At 65.8% G+C, this 20,726-nt stretch carries 19 protein-coding genes; 9 read left to right on the top strand and 10 right to left on the bottom strand.

All coding sequences use genetic code 11. From position 1 onward, the window contains the following. Window positions 1–45: 45 nt before the first annotated feature. Entirely contained in the window at window positions 46–633 is a 588-nt protein-coding gene (metW, locus tag E5CHR_RS30470; protein ID WP_162583472.1) for a methionine biosynthesis protein MetW, read from the top strand. On the opposite strand, the gene E5CHR_RS30465 is transcribed toward metW, so the two are convergent. Beyond that, window positions 611–1,567 (bottom strand): ion transporter, encoded by a 957-nt coding sequence (locus E5CHR_RS30465; RefSeq protein WP_162583471.1) that lies wholly within the window; start codon window positions 1,565–1,567, stop codon window positions 611–613. The genes metW and E5CHR_RS30465 overlap by 23 nt on opposite strands. A 167-nt stretch (window positions 1,568–1,734) precedes the next feature. Between E5CHR_RS30465 and E5CHR_RS30460 the strand changes: the two genes are divergently transcribed. Next, window positions 1,735–2,262: a bactofilin family protein gene (locus E5CHR_RS30460; protein ID WP_162583470.1), complete on the top strand. Its 528-nt coding sequence runs from the start codon at window positions 1,735–1,737 to the stop codon at window positions 2,260–2,262. Between the two features lie 15 nt (window positions 2,263–2,277). Here E5CHR_RS30460 and E5CHR_RS30455 read toward each other — a convergent pair whose 3' ends face one another. After that, window positions 2,278–3,108 carry a DUF72 domain-containing protein gene (locus tag E5CHR_RS30455; protein ID WP_162583469.1) on the bottom strand — a complete coding sequence of 277 codons (831 nt, stop codon included), beginning with the start codon at window positions 3,106–3,108 and terminating at the stop codon, window positions 2,278–2,280. A gap of 123 nt (window positions 3,109–3,231) precedes the next feature. Between E5CHR_RS30455 and E5CHR_RS30450 the strand changes: the two genes are divergently transcribed. After that, window positions 3,232–4,725, top strand: a complete 1,494-nt coding sequence (locus E5CHR_RS30450; protein ID WP_162583468.1) for a M20 family metallopeptidase — start codon at window positions 3,232–3,234, stop codon at window positions 4,723–4,725. A gap of 43 nt (window positions 4,726–4,768) precedes the next feature. Here the strand turns inward: E5CHR_RS30450 and E5CHR_RS30445 are convergent, their stop codons facing one another. Both E5CHR_RS30445 and E5CHR_RS31900 read right to left on the bottom strand, forming a co-directional pair. Beyond that, a complete protein-coding gene (locus E5CHR_RS30445) occupies window positions 4,769–5,941 on the bottom strand; it encodes an MFS transporter (RefSeq protein ID WP_162583467.1) in 1,173 nt (390 codons plus the stop codon). Window positions 5,942–5,954: 13 nt separating this feature from the next. Next, window positions 5,955–6,080, bottom strand: a complete 126-nt coding sequence (locus E5CHR_RS31900) for a YidB family protein (RefSeq protein ID WP_232062339.1) — start codon at window positions 6,078–6,080, stop codon at window positions 5,955–5,957. Here E5CHR_RS31900 and E5CHR_RS32015 point away from each other — a divergent pair. Next, on the top strand, window positions 6,079–6,201 hold the full coding sequence (locus tag E5CHR_RS32015) for a hypothetical protein (protein WP_269474073.1): 123 nt from the start codon (window positions 6,079–6,081) through the stop codon (window positions 6,199–6,201). The genes E5CHR_RS31900 and E5CHR_RS32015 overlap by 2 nt on opposite strands. A 25-nt stretch (window positions 6,202–6,226) precedes the next feature. Here the strand turns inward: E5CHR_RS32015 and E5CHR_RS30440 are convergent, their stop codons facing one another. From E5CHR_RS30440 to E5CHR_RS30430, 3 genes are read right to left on the bottom strand one after another with little or no spacing between them, the layout of a single operon-like run. After that, window positions 6,227–7,588 carry a M20/M25/M40 family metallo-hydrolase gene (locus E5CHR_RS30440; protein WP_162583466.1) on the bottom strand — a complete coding sequence of 454 codons (1,362 nt, stop codon included), beginning with the start codon at window positions 7,586–7,588 and terminating at the stop codon, window positions 6,227–6,229. A 48-nt stretch (window positions 7,589–7,636) separates the two neighbouring features. Further along, a complete protein-coding gene (locus tag E5CHR_RS30435; protein ID WP_269474072.1) occupies window positions 7,637–8,371 on the bottom strand; it encodes a 16S rRNA (uracil(1498)-N(3))-methyltransferase in 735 nt (244 codons plus the stop codon). After that, on the bottom strand, window positions 8,368–9,462 hold the full coding sequence (locus E5CHR_RS30430) for an aminoglycoside phosphotransferase family protein (RefSeq protein WP_162583465.1): 1,095 nt from the start codon (window positions 9,460–9,462) through the stop codon (window positions 8,368–8,370). The genes E5CHR_RS30435 and E5CHR_RS30430 overlap by 4 nt, the downstream gene beginning before the upstream one ends. Window positions 9,463–9,552: 90 nt before the next feature. Here E5CHR_RS30430 and E5CHR_RS30425 point away from each other — a divergent pair, with 90 nt between their 5' ends. The 3 genes from E5CHR_RS30425 (at window position 9,553) to rsmA (ending at window position 14,230) form a co-directional block, all read left to right on the top strand. Beyond that, the gene (locus tag E5CHR_RS30425; RefSeq protein WP_162583464.1) at window positions 9,553–11,943 is read left to right on the top strand and encodes an LPS-assembly protein LptD; all 2,391 of its coding nucleotides are present in this window, start codon (window positions 9,553–9,555) and stop codon (window positions 11,941–11,943) included. Window positions 11,944–11,956: 13 nt separating this feature from the next. Then, on the top strand, window positions 11,957–13,372 hold the full coding sequence (locus tag E5CHR_RS30420) for a peptidylprolyl isomerase (RefSeq protein ID WP_162583463.1): 1,416 nt from the start codon (window positions 11,957–11,959) through the stop codon (window positions 13,370–13,372). Window positions 13,373–13,456: 84 nt separating this feature from the next. Then, a complete protein-coding gene (rsmA, locus tag E5CHR_RS30415; protein WP_162583462.1) occupies window positions 13,457–14,230 on the top strand; it encodes a 16S rRNA (adenine(1518)-N(6)/adenine(1519)-N(6))-dimethyltransferase RsmA in 774 nt (257 codons plus the stop codon). Between the two features lie 292 nt (window positions 14,231–14,522). Here rsmA and E5CHR_RS30405 read toward each other — a convergent pair whose 3' ends face one another. The 3 genes from E5CHR_RS30405 to E5CHR_RS30395 all read right to left on the bottom strand — a co-directional run bounded on the left by E5CHR_RS30405 (window position 14,523) and on the right by E5CHR_RS30395 (window position 17,939). After that, window positions 14,523–14,957 carry a barstar family protein gene (locus E5CHR_RS30405; RefSeq protein WP_162577690.1) on the bottom strand — a complete coding sequence of 145 codons (435 nt, stop codon included), beginning with the start codon at window positions 14,955–14,957 and terminating at the stop codon, window positions 14,523–14,525. A gap of 47 nt (window positions 14,958–15,004) precedes the next feature. Beyond that, a complete protein-coding gene (locus E5CHR_RS30400) occupies window positions 15,005–15,418 on the bottom strand; it encodes a ribonuclease domain-containing protein (RefSeq protein WP_162583461.1) in 414 nt (137 codons plus the stop codon). Between the two features lie 181 nt (window positions 15,419–15,599). Further along, on the bottom strand, window positions 15,600–17,939 hold the full coding sequence (locus tag E5CHR_RS30395; RefSeq protein ID WP_162583460.1) for an NADP-dependent malic enzyme: 2,340 nt from the start codon (window positions 17,937–17,939) through the stop codon (window positions 15,600–15,602). A gap of 163 nt (window positions 17,940–18,102) precedes the next feature. Here E5CHR_RS30395 and E5CHR_RS30390 point away from each other — a divergent pair, with 163 nt between their 5' ends. Then, complete coding sequence (locus E5CHR_RS30390) at window positions 18,103–19,152, top strand: SPFH domain-containing protein (protein ID WP_162583459.1); 1,050 nt, start codon at window positions 18,103–18,105, stop codon at window positions 19,150–19,152. Between the two features lie 76 nt (window positions 19,153–19,228). Continuing rightward, complete coding sequence (locus tag E5CHR_RS30385; RefSeq protein ID WP_162583989.1) at window positions 19,229–20,707, top strand: DUF4178 domain-containing protein; 1,479 nt, start codon at window positions 19,229–19,231, stop codon at window positions 20,705–20,707. Window positions 20,708–20,726: the final 19 nt, after the last annotated feature.

Below are 20,726 nucleotides of genomic sequence, written 5' to 3'. Positions count from 1 at the left end.
TGCGATGGTTCATGGCACCGCGCACCGCGGCTCGAAGGGTGCCCTGTGAGCGACTTGGAAACCCAGCGCCTGATCGCCCGGCTCGTGCCCGAAGGCTCACGCGTGCTCGATCTCGGCTGCGGCGACGGCGCCCTGCTCGATCTGCTGCAGCGCGAACGCGGCTGCAGCGGTTACGGCGTGGAGATTGCCGACGGCAATGTGCTGCAGTGCATTCGCCACGGCGTCGACGTGATCCAGCTCAACCTCGACGAGGGCCTCGCCATGTTCGACGACGCATCGTTCGACGTCGTGCTGCAGATCGACACACTGCAGCATCTTCGCAACGCCGAGGTGATGCTGCGCGAGACGGCGCGGGTGGGCCGCATCGGCATCGTCGCCTTTCCCAACTTCGCGCACTGGCCGAACCGCATCAGCATCGTGCGCGGCCGCATGCCGGTGACGCGGCGCCTGCCTTACCAGTGGTACGACACGCCCAACATTCGCGTGGGCACCTTCAAGGACTTCGAGGTGCTGGCGCGCAAGAACCGTCTGCGCGTGCTCGATGCCTTCGGCCTGCAGGCAGGTGCCGAGGTTCGCTGGCTTCCAAACGCACGCGCCGCCACTGCGGTCTTCAAGTTCGAGCGCGAGCGCTGAACCCTCGCCGCCCGCCGGCTTCGTTGTGGCGGTCGACGCGTTGCGCAAGGGCGCGCCGCCTGGCCGCCGGCGTGAGCCGCCGCCGCGGGGTCGCGGTCTCGGGCACCGCCAGGGAGAACACACCGCGCGGGGCGACCGGGACCGAGCCTTCGTCCGGTCCGCGGCGCGCCATTTCGGCCGTCACGATGCCGGTCGGGACAGCGAGCACGCCCCAGCCGATCAGCATCATCACGGAAGCAATGGCACGACCCACATCGGTCTTCGGCACCAGGTCGCCGAAGCCCACCGTCGCCATGGTCGAGATCGCCCAGTACACCGCGACCGGAATGCTGGTGAATCCGTGCACTGGGCCTTCGACCACGTACATCAGCGTGCCCATGACCAGCACCACCAGAATAACGAAGCCGACAAAGACGGTGATCTTGCGGCGGCTGGCGGCCACTGCGCTTACCAGCACGCGGTACTCGACCGAGTAGCGCGACAGCTTGAAGATCCGGAACACGCGCACCAGCCGCAGGACGCGCACATCGATCAGGTAGGCGAACTCCGGTGTGAGCACGACCAGGAAGGTGGGCAGCAATGCGAGCAGATCGATCACGCCATAGAAGCTCATGGCATAGCGAAGCGGCCTCTGCACGCAGGCAAGCCTCCCGAGATATTCGAGCGTGAAGAGCGCGGTGAAGATCCATTCCAGGACGCCGAACACCTGTCCTGCGCGCTCCCTCACCGATGCCACGCTGTCGAGGATCACCACCGTCACGCTCATCAGGATCACCGCGATCAACACCAGGTCGAAGAGTCGGCCTGCCGGCGATTCGGACTCGAAGATCACTGAAAAGAGCGTGCGTCGCCAGCCGTGCTCGGGCTTGCCGAAGCGTGTATCGCCTTCGAGCGGCTCGGCAGCTGCGGCGGCGGGTGAATGGGTTGCCAGCATCGTTCGATCGCGGAAAGTGAGGGTCCGCCCATTGTGGATGCGCGCCAACGCAGACGAAAGTTCCCAGTGATAGCCATTCGAGACTTATTCAGTTACGCTTCTTGCGCAATGAAGTGCAGAGAGTTACGAGCGCGTTCTTACGATGAGCCCTTTTGAGGAGCTTCCCATTGGCCACACAGTCCCCCTTCTTCGGCAAGCGTGATCGCGAAACCGAACCCCTTGTCTCTCGTCCCGCGCCGCTGGTGGGCTCCGGCACCAACCTGTCGGGTGCACCCGTGACCCCCGCCAACCTTTCGGCACAATCGGCGACCAGCGCGGCAGTGAAAGAAGGCGGCAGCAAGCTCACCGTCGGCCCCAACATCAAGCTCAAGGGCGTGGAGATCACGGACTGCGACACCCTCGTGGTCGAAGGCCTGGTCGAGGCCACCATGGACTCCCGCGTCATGCAGATCGCCGAGCAGGGCGCTTTCAAGGGCTCGGCCGAGATCGACATCGCGGAAATCCGCGGTCTCTTCGACGGCAATTTGACGGTGCGCGAAAAGCTCGTCATCCATTCCACCGGCAAGGTCACCGGCAAGATCCGCTACGGCAAGATCGTGGTCGAAGAAGGCGGCCAGCTCTCCGGTGAGATCAGCTTCGGCGCAGCCGCCGGAAGCAGCACCGGAAGCAAGCCGGCGCTGCAAGCTGCTGCCTGAGGCCGCGGCCTCCATTCAGCTGCTCAGGCGTTGGATCAAGGCACCGGCAGCCGCCGGTGCCTTTTCTTTTGCGCCGTTGATGAAGTAGACGAAGACGTCGCGCGTGTTCTTGGCGCCCTTCGTACTCTTGGTCGCTTTCGCGCGCTCCTCGACGCAAGGCAGCGCCTCGGGCTGGCCGCCGCGGGCCCAGGTCTCTGCCACTTCCGCCCAGGCATCGAGTGCCTTGGAGGCATAGCCGGTTTTCTGTTCAGCGTCGCTCATCATCAGGCGTGCGTACGCGAAGTCACTCGTCAGGTCGGCAAAGGACGGGAACTTGTCAGAGTCGGTGAACACCGTTGCCGCATGGTATTTGCGTGCCAGTGCCACGTATTCCGGCGTCATGAAGCTCGGGTGCCGCACGTCCAGCACGTGGCGCAACGTACGGCTGCCCTCCTTCCTCGGCAGCAGCGCGAGAAAGGCCTCGAAGTCCTCGGCGTCGAAAGCCTTGGTCGGCATGAACTGCCAAACGATCGGGCCCAGTTTGTCGCCAAGTTCCGCGATTCCGCTTTCGACGAAGCGCGACACCGATTCCCCGGCGGTCGACAACTGCTTGCGGTTGGTGGCAAAACGCGAGGCCTTCAACGAGAACATGAAGTCCTCGGGCGTCTCGTCGTGCCACTTCTTGAACGTCGGCGGCTTGAAGCTGCTGTAGTAGGTGCCGTTGACCTCGACCGCCGTGAGTTGCCGGCTGGCGTAGTGCAACTCCTTGCTGTGCGGCAGCCCTTCGGGATAGAAGTTGTTGCGCCAGGGCTCGTAGGTCCAACCACCGATGCCGACGCGAATGCGCTTGTTCGTGCTGCTGCTCAAATCTGCCTCCGATCGAGATGCCACTGCGAAGCCGGCAGAGATTAGCCCAAAGGGCTGCGGCGCGCGCGGCATGCGCCCATAATTCGCGAGGCCCCTTGCCAGTTCCCACACGCGGAGAAACCCATGAACGCTCCCCTGCACCGCGAAATGCCTTCCGGCCTGCTCGACGCCGAGCGCGCCCTGTCCGATGTCTCGACGAAATGGGATCAGGACATCGTTCGCCAGCTCAGCGAGTACATCGCGATCCCGGCCAAGTCACCCGGCTTCGACAAGGACTGGGTGCAGAACGGCTACCTCGAAACCGTGCTGCGCAACGCGGCCCAGTGGGTCGAGGCGCAGAAGGTCGAGGGTCTCAAGCTGGAGATCGTCCGGCTCGAAGGACGCACCCCGGTGCTCTTCTTCGAGGTGCCCGCTACCGGCACCGACATGAAGGACACCGTGCTGATGTACGGCCACCTCGACAAGCAGCCCGAGTTCACTGGCTGGCGCAGCGACCTCGGCCCATGGACGCCCAAGTACGAGGACGGCCTGCTCTACGGTCGCGGCGGGGCGGATGACGGCTACGCGGTGTACGCAAGCGTTGCTGCATTGCAGGCGCTGAAGGCGCAAGGCGCTGCGCATCCGCGCGTAGTTGGCCTGATCGAGACCTGCGAGGAGTCCGGCTCCTACGACCTGCTCCCTTATGTCGACGCCCTGCGGCCTCGCCTCGGCGAAGTCGGGCTCGTGATCTGCCTCGACTCCGGCGCCGGCAACTACGACCAGTTGTGGCTCACAACCTCGCTGCGCGGCATGGCGAGCGGCACACTGAAGGTCGAGGTCCTGACCGAGGGCGTGCACTCCGGCGACGCCTCGGGCCTCGTGCCCTCGAGCTTCCGCATCATGCGTCAGGTGCTTGACCGCCTCGAGGACAGCAAGACCGGCCGCCTGTTGCCCGCGAGCTTCCACTGTGAGCTGCCGGCCGATCGGCTGGAGCAGGCCAAGGCTACCGCCGCCATCCTCGGCGACGAGGTCTACAAGCGCTTCCCCTGGGCGCACTACGACTGCGGCGGTGCGACGGCGTTCGCGCTGCCGACCACCACCGACCCGGTGGAGGCCCTGATCAATCGCACCTGGAAGCCGACGCTTTCGGTCACTGGCGCCGAGGGCTTCCCGGCCTTGAAAGACGCGGGCAACGTGCTGCGGCCCTACACCGCCTTCAAGCTGTCGCTGCGCCTGCCGCCGCTGGTCGATGCCGCCCGTGCCGTGCAGGAACTCAAAACCCTGCTGGAAGACAACGCGCCCTACCAGGCCAAGGTCACCTTCGAGAGCAATGGCGGGGCGACAGGCTGGAACGCACCTTCGACTGCACCCTGGTTCGAGCGCGCGCTCCATGCCGCATCGCAGGCGCACTTCGGGGCGAGCTGTGGCTACATCGGTCAAGGCGGCACCATTCCGCTGATGAACATGCTCAGCGTCGGCTTCCCCAAAGCGCAGATGATGGTCTGCGGCGTGCTCGGCCCCAAGAGCAATGCGCATGGGCCCAACGAGTTCCTGCACGTGCCCTATGCCAAGAAGCTGACTGCTGCAGTGGCCGAGGTGATAGCCGCGCTGCCGGTCGCCCAAGCGGCCGCCGCTTGAGCTTTCTGCCCCAGCTTGCGGCTGGATTGATGTCCGGCGCGGCCTAAGCCGCCGCTGCCGCTGCGCGCCGCCTGTGCGCCAGCCACAGCAGTGCCGCGCCCGTGAGCAGCACAGGCAGCAGCGAGCCGAGGTTCAGCAGCCGCCAGCCCTGCGTCGTGACCAGCACGCCGGAGGCGAAGGAGCTCACGGCCAGCGTCGCGAACACGCAGAAGTTGAGTGCAGCTTGCGCACGGTCTTTCTCCTCGGCCGTGTACGCCGAGAGTGAAAGAGTCGTGCTGCCGGTGAAGAGGAAGTTCCAGCCCACGCCCAACAAGAACAGCGCGGCGACGAACTGGTGCAGCTCGACGCCCGACAAGGCGATGGCAATGCAGCCCAGGTTGAGCAGCAGGCCCACGCCCATCACCGGTAGCGCGCCGAACCGGCGGATCAGGTGGCCGGTGAAGAAGCCCGGTGCGAACATGCCGATCACATGCCATTCGAGCACCAGCGCCACGTCGTCGAAGGGCAGGCTGCAGACCTGCATCGCGATCGGCGTGGCCGCCATCAGCAAGTTCATCACGCCGTAGCCGAGAGCGCCCGCCAGGGCGGAGACGATGAACACCGGCTGGCGCACGATCTCGCCGAGAGGACGGCCTGCCGCTGCCGCGCTTCTGGCGGGGCGAGCGGGAAAATCGATGAAGTGCATCAGGACCATCGCGAGCAGCGCGACCGCGGCCAGCGCGAGATACACCCCCGCGAAAGGCACCTCGAACCAAGTGCGCGTGACGGCCGCGAGGTTGGGGCCTGCCACGGCACCGATCAGCCCGCCCGCCATGACCAGCGACACCGCCTTCTCGCGCCATGCCGGCGCCGCAAGCTCGGCTGCGGCAAAGCGATAGAGGCTGGCATTCGCGTTGTAGTAGCCGGCCACGACAGTGGCGGCGCACAGGAGCCAGAAGTCTTTCCAAAGCGCGGCCTGCGCGCACAGCAGCGCCGACCCCAGGGCCACCGCCAGTCCGATCTGGAAAGAGCGGCGACGCCCGAAACGCTGCTGCGTGCGCGCCACTACACCGGTAGCGAGCGCCCCACCGACCACATACCCCATCACCGGCAACGTGGCCATCCAGCCGCGCGGCGCCAGCGCCAGTCCAACCAGCCCGTTGATCGCAATGAAGGCGACGTTGTTCGTCAGGAACAAGCCCTGGCAGGCGGCGAGCAGCCAGAGATTGCGATTCATCGACAAAGCCAGCTCAGCCCTTGTGGACCCACGAGCCGATCACGTCGCCCAGGCCGGCCTGTTCGAACTTGGAAACCAGTCCTCCGAGTCCGCCCCGCCTCCCCGTTGTCGGCGAGCAGCCCGCCGGGCGCGCCTGCATGGCTTCCACCGGACTCATCAAGGCCGGTCAAGCCTCCGGCCTGGGGCTGCTGCGGGTGCGCGCCGCCGAGCACTTGTCCAAGTACCGGATCGAGCAGTCCCATGGTGGGCTCCTGAAGTGAATGGGTGTGAGGGTCTGAGCGCCGACTACGACTTCGGACGTGGCGGACGCTTGGGAAGCAGCGGCTCGCTCACGCCCTGCACGCCGACCAGGCCGAGCACGGTCGCGAGGGCATTCTGCGCGCCTTTCCAGCCCTCCGTGACGTCGATCCATTCGGACAGCGCATGGAAGCCACCGGTCTTGCCGCCGCCGCCGACGATGATGGCGGGAATGCCCAGCGACATCGGCACATTGGCGTCGGTGCTGGCGCCCGTCAGCAAGGTCTTGTGGCCGAAGGCGCTGTTGGCGCGCACCGCGGCTTCGACGATCACCGAGTCCGACGGCGTGCGGCCGCCCGGCCGGTCACCGATCAGCTTGTTGCTGACGCTGAGCGTGGTGACGTTCCAGCGCTTGTTCTCTTCCGCGACCGCTTCGTCGATCGCGGCCAGCACCTTCTTCTCGGTCTCGAGCAGCGCGCCCATGTCATCGGACCGGATGTCGACCGCCATGCGGGCGTCGGGCGCAATGGTGTTGACCGAGGTGCCGCCTCCGACGGTGCCCACGGTGAAGGTGGTCTTGGGAAAGCTGGGCGTCTTGATCTCGGCGATCTTGGCGATCGCGCGGCCCATGCCATGGATGGCGCTGGGCACCTGGCCGAACGCCGCGTAGCTGTGGCCCCCCGGGCCCTTGAAGTTCACCTCGTAGCGGTGGCTTGCAGTGCCCAGCACCAGCACCGTGCCGTCGGGCGCGGGCTCGACACCCACCATGCCGTCGATGTCGAGATGATCGCGAAAGATGGCCTTCATGCCGCGAAGGTTGCCCAGTTCCTCTTCGCCCACATTGCCGACGAAGAGCAGATCGCCCACGGTCTGGACCTTGTTGTCGTTGAGCACCTTGAGCCACGACAGCAGTACCGCCAGGCCGCGCGTGTCGTCCGAGATGCCGGGCGCGTAGAGCTTGCCCTCGCGCTCCTTCACCTTGACGTCGGTGCCGGCGGGAAAGACCGTATCGAGGTGAGCCGAGATCAGCAGCTTGGGGCCGTTGCCCGTGCCCTTGCGCAGACCCACCACATTGCCTTCGGCGTCGATGTGCGCATCGGCGAGGCCCAGGGCCTTCATGCGCGCAAGGAAGGCCTCCGCACGCTTCTGCTCCTTGAAAGGGGGTGCCTCGATCTCGGTGAGCATCCGGAGGTCTTCGACCGAGCGCTCGTGATCGGCCTTCACCGCCTCGAGCAATTGCTTGACGGCTGGTGCTGCCAGCAACTGCGTGTAGGCCTGGTCGACGGCTGGCTTGACCTGCGTCGGGGTCGGCGCCACGGCCGTGCCCTGGGCTTGGACATGGCCCGCGATGCACAGTGCGGCGAGAAAAATAGGCGCGAGGCGGAATGGCGCAGGCGAGAGCAATGGCATGGGTGGGATAGGAAGCGAAGGGTTGAGAGAGCGGCCGAAGGATTCTGGTCAAGGGTGCGCCAGCAATGCAAGCGCCGCAAGCGCCGCGGTCTCGGCGCGCAGCACGCGCGGGCCGAGTGTGAGCGGTGCGAAGCCGCGCGCGGCCGCATCGCGCTCTTCGGTTGCACTCAGCCCGCCCTCGGGGCCGCTGAGCACGCACGCGCCGCGCAGGCCGGCAGCCGGGACTCCGTCACGGAGGTCGTGCAGGCTGCGGGCGCCCTCGGCGAGGCTCAGCACGAAGCGCTCGGCATCGTCGATGGGCGGCGATTCGATCCACGCGGCCAATGCGCGCACCGGGTGCACCAGCGGTACCCGATTGCGGCCGCATTGCTCGCAAGCCGCAATGGCGATCGCCTGCCAGTGCGCCCGCTTCTTGTCGGCGCGCTCGCCAGCCAGCCGCAGCACGCCGTGGGCGGTCATCAGTGGCTGGATGCTCGCAACGCCGAGTTCGGTCGACTTCTCGACCAACCAGTCCATGCGCTCGTTCGCCGGCATTCCGATCGCCAGGTGTACGGCCCGCGGCGCCTCGCGCTCGATCGGCGTGTGTGCGCCGACCTGCACCGTCACTTCGCTGCGCCCCATGCGATCGACCGTGGCTGCGTACTCGCCGCCGCTGCCGTCGAAGAGCGTGAGCGGATCGCCGGGCTGCATCCGCAGCACCTGGACATGGCGCGCCGCACCGGCCGGGAGCGCCATCGCGCCTTGCGCGGCCAGAGCGGTGGTGCAGTGGAAGCGCGGCGTCACATCCGCCCGTATGCGAAGCCGCTGATCGGCTGGGTACCTTCGATCTCGTCGATGGCGCGCAGGAGCGGCGTCAGCTCGCGATAACGGCTCGCGGTCGCCCGGATGTAGGCGATGAAGCGCGGGGTGTCGGCCAGGTAGCGCGGCTTGCCGTCGCGCAGCGTCAGCCGGGCGAAGATACCTGCCACCTTGAGGTGGCGCTGCAGGCCCATCCATTCGACTTTGCGGTAGAAGGCGCCGAAGTCTTCGTCGACGGGCAGTCCGGCCTTGCGCGCCTTTTCCCAGTAGCGCACGGTAAGGTCGAGCACGAAGTCTTCCTCCCAGCTCAGGAAGGCGTCGCGCATCAGGCTCGCGATGTCGTAGGTAATGGGGCCGTGCACGGCGTCCTGGAAGTCCAGCACGCCGAGCGCCGGTCCGCCCGTGATCATCAGGTTGCGGGGCATGAAGTCGCGGTGCACGTAGACGCTTGGCGCCGACAGGTTGTTCTCGACGATCAGCTGGAAGCTGCGTTGCAGCCGATCGTGCAGCGCGCCTTCGACTGCCACACCTCGATGCCGAGCCACGTACCAGTCGGGGAACAGCGCCAGCTCCCGCTCGAGCAGCGCGCGGTCGTATGGCGGCAGCACCTGCGGCCTGGATGCCAGCTGCCACTGGATCAGGGCATCGACCGCCTGGACATACAGGGTGCGCGCGGCCTCCGGATCGGCCGGGTCTATCACGTCGAGCATGGTCTGGCGGCCCAGATCGTCCAGGAGCAGGAAACCCCGAGGTTCGTCCCACTCGAGCACCTGCGGCGCGGTCAGGCCGGCATCGCGCATCAAACGGGCGATTTGTACGAAGGGGGCGCTGTTCTCCTGGGCGGGGGGCGCGTCCATCACGATGCGCGTGGCCGCCGCGTCCTCCGTATCGATGCGGAAGTAGCGCCGGAAGCTCGCATCGGCCGAGGCCAATCGCACCGTTGCCGGCAGCAGCCGGTGCCGCGGTCCTACTGCGGCCAACCACTGCGCAAAGGCCTGGGCGCGTTGCGGATCGCTCCAGCTGATCGTTGGGAATGGCGGTGCGGCGCCGCTGTCCGGGGGCAGGGAAGCTGTCATGGATAATCGATTCTACAAATCCACCCGGCGCGGACTGCCGCAACTCCGGGCCCTCCGGCGCCTATCCCCCGAAGATCCCCTTTCGTACCGATGCCTGACCTGACCCGAGTTGACTGGCGCCGGTGCCGACCGCCTCTGCCGCTGGCCTTGTTGACGCTAGCGCTGCTGCAAGCCCAGGGCGCCTCGGCACAGGACGCCGGCCTGGACGCGCCGATCACGCTGAAACGCACGCCGCAACTGCTGGAGACGATTCCCAAGACCCAGCGCGGCGAGCTGCCGACCTTCGTCGATGGAGACCGCATATCCGGCCGAACCGACCTCGAAACCGTGGTCGAAGGCAATGCCTCGCTGCGCCGCGGCGACACGGTGATCCACGCCGACCGGCTCGAGTACTACCAGCCCGAGGATCTCGCCAAGGCCAGCGGCAATGTGCGTGTGAACCAGGCCGGCAATGTCTACGAGGGTCCTCAGCTGGAGCTCAAGCTCGAGACGTTCGAAGGCTTCTTCAACAAGGTGCACTATCGCTTCCTGGCCTCGGGTGGCCAGGGCGACGCCGAGCGGATCGATTTCGTCGACAGCAACGTGTCGATCGCCCGCCAGGGCACCTACACCACCTGCAGGCGCGAGGACTATCCAGGCTGGATGCCGGCCTGGATCCTGAGCGCCGCCACCTTGACGACCGACACCGAGGAGAACGTCGGCGTCGCCACCGATGCGCGGATGAGCTTCATGGGCATCACGACGCCGCCCTTCCCATCGCTGAGCTTTCCGCTCAGCAACGACCGCAAGAGCGGCTTCCTGCCGCCGACCATCGGCGTGAGCAGCGTCAACGGCGTAGACGTCACGGTGCCCTACTACTGGAACATCGCGCCCAATCGCGACGCGACCTTCTACCCCGAGTTGATGGGCAAGCGCGGCATCAATCTCGGCAGCGAGTTCCGCTACCTCGAGAAGGACTACAGCGGCGACATGCGGGTCGACTACATGCCAACCGACAGCCTGCGCAACCGCAAGCGCTGGGGCATCTGGACGAACCATACGCAGACCTTCGACCCCAAGCCGCTCGGGCTCGACTTGCTGAGCGCCTCGATCAGATTCAATCGCGTGAGCGACGACGACTACTGGCGCGACTTCACGCGCACGCCCTCGCTCACGACCCGACTGCTCTCGAACGATGCCTCGCTGAACTGGACCAAGGGCGACTGGAACGGCGTTGTGCGCACGCTGAAATACCAGACGCTGCAATACGACCTCTCACCGATCATCCCGCCTTACGACCGCCTGCCGCAGATCACCGCGAACTACTACAAGTACGACTGGCACGGCTTCGACTTCTCGCTCAACACCGACTACACGCGCTTCCGTGGCGACCCGGTGCAGCAGAGGCAGCCCAATGGTGAACGGGTGTACGCGCAGGCTGCGCTGAGCCGCCCGTTCCTCACGCCGGGCACCTTCGTCGTTCCGAAGATCCAACTGCATACGACCAGCTACCAATTCGATGCGCCGCTCGCCAACGGCGCGAACTCGGCCAGCCGCACGGTGCCCACCTTCAGCCTCGACAGCGGCATGATCTTCGAGCGCGACGCCAGCTTCTTCGGGCGCGCTTTCCGCCAGACGCTGGAGCCGCGCGCTTTCTACGTCTACACGCCCTACCGCGACCAGAGCCTGCTGCCGAACTACGACTCGGCGGCCAACGATTTCAACTTTGCGACCGTCTACACCGAGAACGCCTTTTCCGGCAACGACCGCATCTCCGACAGCAACACGCTCACGGTCGGGGTGACCTCGCGGCTCATCGATCCCGAGAGCGGCGCCGAGGCGGCACGCTTCGGCGTCGCGCAGCGGCTGCGCTTCAAGGACCAGCGCGTCACGCTACCAGGCACCACCGCCGTGACCGACCGCGTCAGCGACCTGCTTTTCGGTGCCCAGATCAACTGGACGCCGCGGTGGAGCGTGGACGGCACCGTGCAATACAACCCCGACGACCACAAGTCGACCCGCACGGCCCTGAGTGCGCGCTACAACCCGGGGCCTTATCGCAACATTTCCGCGGCCTACCGCTATCAGGCAAACTCGACCCCGACGCTCAACGACGGCAACAAGTCGCTCGACGTGAGCTGGCAGTGGCCGCTCAATGACCTCTGGGGCGACAAAGGCAAGGACCTCGGCCCGGGGCGGGGCCAGGGTGGCGGGCGTTGGTATGCCGTGGGCCGGCTCAACTACAGCCTGCAGGATCGCAAGCTCACGGACGGCGTGCTTGGTCTCGAGTACGACGGCTGCTGCTGGATCGGGCGCGTCGTCCTGGAACGCCTCACCACTGGCCAAGCCACGGCCAATACGCGCATCATGTTCCAGCTCGAATTCGTCGGCTTCGCCGCCATCGGAGCAAGTCCCATGCGCACCCTGACCCAGAACATCCAGCGCTACCAGCCCTTGCGGCAACCCTTCGTTGCCCCCAGCCGCTTCACCAACTACGACTGAGCCCCTCCTCGCCATGAATCACATCCGCTCCATCCTCACCCTGGCGTGCCTCGCAACGCTGGCCGCGGCGGCCGGTGCGCAAGGACAGGGGGGCTCGCGCCCCGGCGTCGGCATCACCGACATCATGCGCGCGGGCCCGCGCCTCGTGCCGGCCCCGACAGTGCCGCGCGCCGCTCCAGCCCCTGCGGCGCCGGCCACCCAGCGCTCGGCCGAGTACATCGTGGCGCTGGTCAATTCAGAGCCCATCACCAATACCGACGTGCAGTCGCGGGTCGAGCGCCTCCTCAAGGAGAACGCCGAGGCGCAACGTGTGCCGAGAGCGGAGCTCACGCGGCTGGTGCTGGACCGGCTGATCGCCGAACGCACCCAACTGCAAGCGGCCAAGGACGCCGGCATCAAGGTCGATGAGCTCGCCATCGACCAGGCGGAGCAGACCGTTGCACGGCAGAACCAGATGAGCCTGACCGAGCTGCGCAGCCGCGTTTCAGGCGAGGGCATCTCGGTGCAGACCTTCCGCAATGACCTGCGCGACCAGCTCCTGCTGACACGCCTGCGCGACCGCGAGATCGAGGCCAAGGTGAAGATCAGCGATGTCGAGATCGACCAGTTCCTGCGGGAGCAGCGCAGCGGCGGCAATGCCGCGGTGCCTTCCAACATCAATATCGCCCAGGTGCTTGTAGCGGTGCCCGAGAACGCGAGCGAGGCGCAGGTCGCGCAGTTGCAGCAACGCGCCCAGGGCATCGCCCAGCGGGCGCGCGCTGGCGAGGACTTCGCCAAGCTCGCCCAGGAGTTTTCCGATTCGCCCGAGCGCGCCAACGGCGGTGTGCTGGGCATGCGTAGCTCCGACCGCTATCCGAGCCTGTTCGTCGAGGCGACCCAATCGACCGCGGTGAACGGGATCGCAGGGCCGGTCCGCTCCGGCGCAGGCTTCCACGTGCTCAAGGTCCTGGCCAAGAGCCAACCCGGCTCGGCCGACGCGGTCGTCACGCAGACCCAGGTGCGCCACATTTTGCTGCGCAACGATCCGAAGCGCACCACGGCGCAGGCGGTGGCGCAGCTGGCGGAGTTCAAGGAGCGCATCCAAAAGGGTGCCGATTTTGCAGGGCTGGCCCGCGAGAATTCGCAGGATGCCAGTGCCAAGGAAGGCGGCGACCTGGGCTGGTCGCGCCCCGGCCAGTTCGTGCCCGAGTTCGAGGAGGCCATGAATCGGCTGGCGCCGGGGCAGGTCAGCGATCCCGTCGTCTCCCGTTTCGGCGTGCACCTGATCCAGGTCGTCGCTCGGCGCGACGCCAAGCTGAGCCAGACCGAACAGCGCGAAGCCGCCCGTGCCGTGCTGCGAGAGAAGAAGCTGGAAGAAGCCTACGAGACCTGGGCGCAGGAACTGCGCACGCGCGCTTACGTCGAGTACCGCGAGGCGCCGCAACAATGACGCTCAATCCCAGCTTCCTTCTGCCGTGAGGGGCGTGAAGGCACGCCTGGCGAACGAGATGACAAGGCGCTGCGGCGGCTGTCGGTGAAGCACATTGCACGCAAGCGCTTCGGGCAGCATTTCCTCTCCGATGCCGCCATCATCGATGCGATCGTGCGCGAGATCGCACCGAGGCCCGGTGATGCGATGGTCGAGATCGGCCCTGGCCTCGCGGCGCTGACCCAGCCGCTGGTCGAGCGCCTCGGGCGGCTGACGGTGATTGAACTGGACCGCGACCTCGCGCAGCGGCTGCGCGCGCACGGCCAGCTCGACGTGATCGAATCGGACGTCCTGAAGGTGGACTTCGCAGCATTGGCCGCCCGCTTGGCCGTGCCGCCAGCCACCGCGCTGCGCGTGGTCGGCAACTTGCCCTACAACATCTCGACGCCGATACTTTTCCACCTGCTCGACTTTGCGCACCTGGTCGCCGACCAGCACTTCATGCTGCAAAAGGAAGTCATCGACCGCATGACCGCGCAGCCGGCGACCTCGGACTACGGGCGCCTGAGCGTGATGCTGCAGTGGCGCTATGCGATGGAAAACGTGCTGTTCGTTCCGCCGGAGAGCTTCGATCCCCCGCCGCGGGTGGACAGCGCCGTGGTGCGCATGGTGCCGTTGGTCGAGCCGCCATCGGTCGACCCCGCCCGGCTCGGCGAGATCGTGCAGGTCGCCTTCAGCCAACGCCGCAAGCTGCTGCGTCATAGCCTGGGCAAATGGCTGGAGCAGCATGAGTTCGACGGAAAGTTCGAAACACAGCGGCGCGCCGAAGAGGTGCCTGTGGCCGAATACGTGGCACTGGCGCAGGCTCTCGCACCATAAGAAAAGCCCGTCGAGGACGGGCTTTTTTGTCCGTGCGGGCCACGGGTGGCGGCCGCGAAGCGACGCGACCTGCACGCTTCGCGGCGAACCGACGACTATGCTGCGGCCAGCCAATAGCCCGCATTGAAGGGGCTGCTCATGCGCAGCGCCAGGGGCGACACGTCGACCAGCTTGTCGGTCGGCATCTTTTCTGCCGCCGGGTCACTGTTGTTCTGGAGTTCAATGCCCGAAACCGATTCGGTGCCGTTAGCCTCGTTCGCCCGTTCTGCTTGGCTGGTGGATGCAGAACGGGCTACAGAAAAGAATAGAAGCACCTGAACGGTATCTTCCGATCGCCCCAATAGTCGGCGGCGTCGCGGAAGATGTCCAGCAACTGCTCGCGTGCCTCCTTGTCGAACTTGGCGTTCGCCGGGATCTGCTCGAGCACGATGACAAAGCCGGGCTGCGGGCCCGATTTGTGCAAGGGGTCGGTCATGCAGTCGTACAGCGCGTCAAAGTTCTTGCCGAAGTGCTGCGGAAAGGTGAACTGTTGAGCGATCAGGTCCAGCACGTCCTGCTTCGACTGGGCGTTGCCCAGATTGGCATAGAGGAAGTGCTGCCCCGCCGCATGTGCCGCCTCCTGCAGATCGCTCACACGAAATGCACGAATCGATTGCACGATGTTGGGTCGCACGCCCCGAAGGGTGGGGGTCATCTCCGCTGGTCTTTCCATAGTTGTCGTGGTCATCTTTACCTCAGGGCGCCTGGGTGCGCCGCTCCAATCCAGTTCATCGCTCATGGCACGATCCGCCTGAAACTCGCGTAATGGTCTGCCGTGTACCAGCACACCGATGGCACCTTGCGCTCGCCTCCGCAGACGATGCGCCGTGCGCCGCGGTCCTGCGAGCCAGGCATTTCGACCGTGTACTCTCGGTAGTGGCCCCGGCGCTCTTGCGGCAGTTGGCGTTCGCGATTGCCGAACACCGAGCCGTCCTTTTCATGTCGGAAGGGGCCACCGTTCAAGATGGCTCCATAAGTGCGCTGGCCCTGCACCGGCAATTCGGCCAGCGCGATCGTTTCCTGTGCCGACCGATCGGCGCGGGTCCCTAACCATTCGCGGGCCTGGGCTCCAGCGCCCACGGCCATCAACAAGAGGCCGGTGAGCGCAAGTTTGGAGACCGGGAACGTGATCGAGGCGTAAGCCGCCATGGGGCACCAGAAGGAAAAGAGCGAGGGCCGAATCGCAGGTCAACCTCCGGGTTAACCCGCAAATTCAAGGCCGCAAGTGTGCCCGAGGGACGCACAAATAGCAAGCGCCTGCTCAATCTTTGAGCAGGCGCCAGGGTCTCGTCTGTGGCTCTGAAGTTAGCGACCGCTGTCGCACAAGGGCTTAACGCTCGGCATTTGCGTCCGCCACCGTCAAGGCCGTCATGTTGACGATGCGCCGAACCGTGGCAGTGGCGGTGAGGATATGCACAGGTTTGGCCGCCCCGAGCAGGACCGGGCCGATCGCGATGTTGCCGCCGGCGGCTGTCTTGAGCAGGTTGTAGGAAATATTGGCGGCGTCGATATTCGGGAATACCAGCAGATTGGCATCGCCGGCCAGGGCGCTGTGCGGCATGACCTGGGCGCGCTGCTTGCCGTCCAAAGCAACGTCGCCGTGCATTTCTCCGTCGACTTCAAGCCATGGCGCCTGCTCGCGAAGCAGCGCCAGGGTCTGGCGCATCTTGATTGCGCTGGGATGCTCGCTGGTCCCGAAATTCGAATGCGACAGCAGTGCGGCCTTCGGCTTCAAGCCAAAGCGCATCATTTCCTCGGCCGCCATGGTCGTGATCTCGGTCAGCTCCTCCGGAGTGGGATCGTAGTTGACATGCGTGTCGACCAGGAACACCTGCCTGTCAGGCAGCAGCAGGCCGTTCATGCAGGCGTAGATCGGCACGTCTTGCGGCGTGCTCGCGCAACCGCCAACCCGCTTGCCGATGACCTGGTCGATGTAGCGCAGGTGCAGCGCCGTCGTGCCCCAGGTGCCGCAGATGAGTCCGTCGACGTCGCCCTTGTGCAGCAGCATGGCGCCGATGAGCGTGAGCCGGCGGCGCATTTCGATCTTGGCGACCTGCACCGTGATGCCCTTGCGCTCCGTCATCCGGTGGTAGGTTTGCCAGAAGTCGCGGTAGCGGTGGTCGAAATCGGTGTTCACGACGTCGTAGTCCAGCTCTTCCTTGAGCCGCAGGCCGAACTTCTCGATGCGCTGGGCGATGATGGCGGGCCGCCCGATCAGCGTGGGCCGGGCGATGCCTTCGTCGACCACGATCTGCGCCGCGCGCAGCACCCGTTCCTCCTCCCCTTCGCTGTAAGCCACCCGCTTCTTCGGCGCGCGCTTGGCCGCGTCGAAGATCGGCTTCATCGTGGTGCCCGAGGCGTACACGAAGCTCTGCAGCTTGTCGCGGTAGGCGTCGAGATCGGTGATAGGCCGCAGCGCGACGCCGCTCTCGGCCGCCGCCTTGGCAACCGCGGGGGCGATCTTCATCATGAGCCGGGGATCGAAGGGCTTCGGGATGAGGTAGTCAGGGCCGAAGCTCAGCTTTTCTCCCACGTAGGCGGCCGCCACGCGCTCGCTCTGCTCGGCTTGCGCGAGTTCGGCGATGGCGTGCACGGCTGCGACCTCCATTTCGTCGGTGATGGTGGTGGCGCCGCAGTCCAGCGCGCCGCGGAAGATGTAGGGGAAGCACAGGACGTTGTTGACCTGGTTCGGGTAGTCGGTACGGCCGGTGGCCATGACGACGTCATCGCGCACTGCCTTTGCGTCCTCGGGCGTGATTTCCGGATTGGGGTTGGCCAGCGCGAAGATGACCGGCTTCGCCGCCATCTTGGCCACCATGGCGGGCTTGAGCACCCCGCCCGCCGAAAGGCCGAGGAACACGTCCGCGCCTTCGATCACCTCGCCCAGCGAGCGCGCCGAGGTCTTCTGCATGTACTGGCGCTTGTCGTCGTCCATCAGCTCGGTGCGGCCTTCGTAGACCACGCCGGCGAGGTCGGTCACGAACACGTTCTCGCGTTTGAGGCCAACCTTCAGGAGCAAGTTGAGGCAGGCCAGCGCCGCAGCACCTGCGCCGGAGGCGACCAGCTTGATCTGCCCGATGTCCTTGCCGACCACCTTCAGCCCGTTGAGCATGGCCGCAGCCACGGTGATGGCCGTGCCGTGCTGGTCATCATGGAAGACCGGGATCTTCATGCGCTTGCGCAGCTCGCGCTCAACGTAGAAGCAGTCCGGCGCCTTGATGTCCTCGAGATTGATGGCACCGAAGGTCGGCTCCAGCGCGGCGATGACTTCCACCAGTCTGGCAGGGTCCTTCTCGTCGATCTCGATGTCGAACACGTCGACGCCCGCGAACTTCTTGAACAGCACGCCCTTGCCTTCCATCACCGGCTTGGAGGCCAGGGGCCCGATGTCGCCCAGGCCCAGCACTGCGGTGCCATTGGTGATCACCGCGACCAGGTTGCCGCGCGCTGTGTACTTGAAGGCGTTGACCGGGTCCTTGACGATCTCCTCGCAAGGCGCAGCCACGCCGGGCGAATAGGCCAGCGCCAGGTCCCGCTGGTTCATCATCTGCTTGGTCGCCGCGATCGCGACCTTGCCCGGAACAGGAAGCTCGTGGTACTCGAGGGCCGCCCGGCGCAGTTCGTCGCGCTTGTCTTCAGGCGTGGGGATCGGGGAGGTCAGATCGGACATGTGCCTTGGCTCCGTGCAACGCTTCTTGTAGGGGGCGCCGATTGTAGACCTCGCATTGCAGGCGCCACGGGGCTCGGCGCACTGGCGCAGGCAGCTAAAAAGCCTCGGAGCGCCAAGCCATTGTGGCAATATGCCCGCTCAGAAAACCGGACGAGGAGCGATCATGGCGCTGATGGATTTCATCAAGAAGCAGTTCATCGACATCATCCAGTGGACCGAGACTGGAGACGGGACGCTGGCCTGGCGCTTTCCGATGGCGGAAATGGAAATCCAGAACGGCGCCTCGCTGACGGTTCGCGAATCGCAGGTCGCGGTCTTCGTCAACGAAGGCCAGGTTGCCGACGTGTTCGGCCCGGGCATGTACAAGCTGACGACCCAGACGCTACCGGTCCTCACCTACCTCAAGAACTGGGACAAGCTCTTCGAGTCGCCTTTCAAGAGCGACGTCTATTTCTTCAGCACCCGCCAGCAGGTCGACCAGAAATGGGGCACGCCCCAGCCGATCACGATCCGCGACAAGGATTTCGGCGCCGTGCGCCTGCGCGCCTTCGGCAACTACAGCTTCCGCATCGGCGACGCCAAGCGCTTCCATACCGAGATCTCGGGCACGCGAGACATCTACACGGTGGCCGACCTCGACGGCCAGCTGCGTGGGCTGGTGCTGCAGAACATCAGCAACGCCATCGCCTCAAGCGGCGTGCCCTTCCTCGACCTGGCTGCCAACCAGATCCAGTTCGCGCAGGCGCTGGCGGCGCAGCTGGTGCCCGAGTTCGCCAAGATCGGCATTCAGCTCGAGGCCATCACGGTGCAGAACGTCTCGCTGCCGGAGGAGCTGCAGAAGATCCTCGACCAGAAGATCGGCATGGGCATGGTAGGCAACGACATGGGCAAGTTCATGCAGTACCAGACGGCCCAGGCGATACCGAAATTCGCCGAAGGCTCAGGCCAGGGCAGCGGCATTGCCGGCGACGCGATGGGCCTCGGTGCCGGCGTGGCACTGGGCCAGGTGCTGGCGCAAAACCTGCAGCAAGGACTCAACCCGGCCAACGCTGCCCCCGCGGCGGCAGCGCAGCAGCAACCCAGCGTCGCGGTGATCAACCCGGCCGACGTGATGACCACGCTCGAAAAGCTCGGTGAGCTCAAGACCAAGGGCATCCTCACGCAGGAAGAATTCGACGCCAAGAAGGCGGAACTGCTGAAGAAGCTGGTCTGAGCCCTTTCCGTTCCGGTTGAGCTGTCGAAGCCCCTTCGACAAGCTCGCAGCGAGCGGACCCTTGCCGTCGCCTTTTGTGGTCACTGACTCTTCCCAGCAGCGCTACTACCGCGCGCCCTGCCCCGGCTGTGGCGCGCCGGTCGAATTCCGGTCGGCGCAATCCACCCATGCGGTCTGCCCCTATTGCCAGAGCACCGTCGTGCGCCAGGGCGACACGCTCGCCCGCACCGGCAAGATGGCGGAGCTGTTCGACGATTTCAGCCCGTTGCAGCTGTTCGCCGCCGGGCGCATCCAGGACCAGCCCTTCACGCTCGTCGGGCGGCTGCAGTACAGCTACGACGGCGGCCGCTGGACCGAGTGGATTGCCGCGCTCGACGCCGAACGCAGCGGCATCCTGAGCGAGGACAACGGCGCCTTCGTCTTCTCGCTGCCGTATGAGTTGCAGCGCACGGCCCCCCCTTCGGCCGAGTTGCGCGTGGGCGCGACCACGGCCTTCAATGGCCAGAGCTACACGGTAGCGTCGAACGAGCAGGTCCGGTTGGTCTCCGCCCAAGGCGAGCTGCCGCGCCTGCCCGAGCTTGGCCAGCCCTTCGCCGCGGTCGAGCTGCGCAATGACCAGGGGCAGGTGCTGAGCCTCGACTACGACACCCAGCCGCCCGGCGCCTACCTGGGTCGCGCGGTGCAGCTCGAGGACCTGCAGCTGACCGGACTGCGCGACGAATCGGCCAAGGAGGAAAAGGGCCGCAGCTTCAACTGCCCGAACTGCGGCTCGCCGGTCAACGTCAACTTTGCCGAGAGCAAGAGCGTCACCTGCCGCGCCTGCAACAGCATCATCGACCTGACGCAGGGTATCGGGGGCGAGCTGCGTCACGCCGTGCAGGACGAGCCGGTGCAGCCGCTGATTCCCATTGGGGCCACGGGCCAGTTGCAAGGCGCGCAGTGGCAGGTGGTCGGGTTCCAGCACCGCATGGGTGTCGCGCCCGGCGACGACGAGCATTTCGGGTGGAACGAGTACCTGCTCTACAACAAGAAGCGCGGCTTCAATTTCCTGGTCGATGCCGAGGATGGCTGGAGCCTGGTCAAGCCCACGACCGGTGCGCCCACCATGGCCGAGAACGGCTCGCGCGCCACCTACCTGGGCAAGGTCTACCAGCAGCAGTACGCGTACAACGCCGAGACCAGCTACGTGGCGGGCGAGTTCTATTGGCAGGTCGAGCGCGGGCAGAAGACCTTCAATCGCGACTTTGCCAGCGGCAGCGCACTGCTGTCGATGGAGCGCTCGGCCAAGGAGCTGACCTGGTCTTCCGGCAGCAAGATCGACAGTGCCGCGGTGGCGGCCGCCTTCAAGCTCGACGGCAAGAAGGACATGTTCAAGCGCGGCGACGCGCTGCCGGTCAGCGCGGCCGGCAAGCTCGGCTGCGGCACCATCATTCTGATCATCGTGGTGATCCTCATCCTCTTGATCATCCTGAGCACCTGCACCAGCAGCTCCGGCGGCTCGCGCAGCTCGGGCGGCTCCTATGGCGGCTATTCCAGTGGCGGCGGCCACAAATGACTTTTTTCCGGAGGTCCTC

It is taken from the genome of Variovorax sp. PBS-H4 (assembly GCF_901827205.1).
Lineage (GTDB): Bacteria > Pseudomonadota > Gammaproteobacteria > Burkholderiales > Burkholderiaceae_C > Variovorax.
Note: the sequence above shows the minus strand (reverse complement) of the source record. Positions and strands in the feature narration are given on the sequence as shown.

What these genes read in the sequence shown, in the direction of transcription:
- E5CHR_RS30445 (WP_162583467.1), bottom strand. Translation starts at nt 5,941, where the DNA reads ATGAATCGCAATCTCTGGCTGCTCGCCGCCTGCCAGGGCTTGTTCCTG.
- E5CHR_RS30400 (WP_162583461.1), bottom strand. Translation starts at nt 15,418, where the DNA reads ATGGCGGCTTACGCCTCGATCACGTTCCCGGTCTCCAAACTTGCGCTC.
- E5CHR_RS30450 (WP_162583468.1), top strand. Translation starts at nt 3,232, where the DNA reads ATGAACGCTCCCCTGCACCGCGAAATGCCTTCCGGCCTGCTCGACGCC.
- E5CHR_RS32015 (WP_269474073.1), top strand. Translation starts at nt 6,079, where the DNA reads ATGGCTTCCACCGGACTCATCAAGGCCGGTCAAGCCTCCGGCCTGGGG.
- E5CHR_RS30465 (WP_162583471.1), bottom strand. Translation starts at nt 1,567, where the DNA reads ATGCTGGCAACCCATTCACCCGCCGCCGCAGCTGCCGAGCCGCTCGAA.
- E5CHR_RS31900 (WP_232062339.1), bottom strand. Translation starts at nt 6,080, where the DNA reads ATGCAGGCGCGCCCGGCGGGCTGCTCGCCGACAACGGGGAGGCGGGGC.
- E5CHR_RS30430 (WP_162583465.1), bottom strand. Translation starts at nt 9,462, where the DNA reads ATGACAGCTTCCCTGCCCCCGGACAGCGGCGCCGCACCGCCATTCCCA.
- E5CHR_RS30405 (WP_162577690.1), bottom strand. Translation starts at nt 14,957, where the DNA reads ATGACCACGACAACTATGGAAAGACCAGCGGAGATGACCCCCACCCTT.
- E5CHR_RS30420 (WP_162583463.1), top strand. Translation starts at nt 11,957, where the DNA reads ATGAATCACATCCGCTCCATCCTCACCCTGGCGTGCCTCGCAACGCTG.
- E5CHR_RS30395 (WP_162583460.1), bottom strand. Translation starts at nt 17,939, where the DNA reads ATGTCCGATCTGACCTCCCCGATCCCCACGCCTGAAGACAAGCGCGAC.
- E5CHR_RS30390 (WP_162583459.1), top strand. Translation starts at nt 18,103, where the DNA reads ATGGCGCTGATGGATTTCATCAAGAAGCAGTTCATCGACATCATCCAG.
- E5CHR_RS30425 (WP_162583464.1), top strand. Translation starts at nt 9,553, where the DNA reads ATGCCTGACCTGACCCGAGTTGACTGGCGCCGGTGCCGACCGCCTCTG.
- E5CHR_RS30440 (WP_162583466.1), bottom strand. Translation starts at nt 7,588, where the DNA reads ATGCCATTGCTCTCGCCTGCGCCATTCCGCCTCGCGCCTATTTTTCTC.